Origin of the sequence: Roseovarius sp. A46, assembly GCF_004126395.1 — a bacterium.
Lineage (GTDB): Bacteria > Pseudomonadota > Alphaproteobacteria > Rhodobacterales > Rhodobacteraceae > Roseovarius > Roseovarius nitratireducens.
In genome coordinates, this window is sequence record NZ_PVWS01000066.1 from 1 (window position 1) to 252 (window position 252).

The window sequence follows — 252 nt, forward strand, 5'->3', positions numbered from 1 at the left end:
CAAGTCCTGACCCGTCTTGCGGCCATTGGCTGGAACCTGTGGAAAGGCGCAGGCTTCAAGGCGAGATACGGCTGATAACCCGGCTCCCTCACCAATCTCCCCTGCCAATCAAAGCCATCACCGAAGCCTAGGTGTTCAGTCCCGGCATCTGTTGGATCGGGTCGAGGATGAAACGATCCGGCTCTGAAATCCAGACCTTGCAGATGTATTCGTATGGCGTGAGGCCACCGAGGGTCTTGAGGCGCCGGGCGA

The 252-nt window shown here is 58.7% G+C and carries 1 pseudogene; it reads right to left on the reverse strand.

The annotated features are described in order from the left end of the window. Positions 1 to 127 precede the first annotated feature (127 nt). Positions 128 to 252, reverse strand: a pseudogene (locus C6W92_RS17355) (IS481 family transposase); the annotation flags it as partial.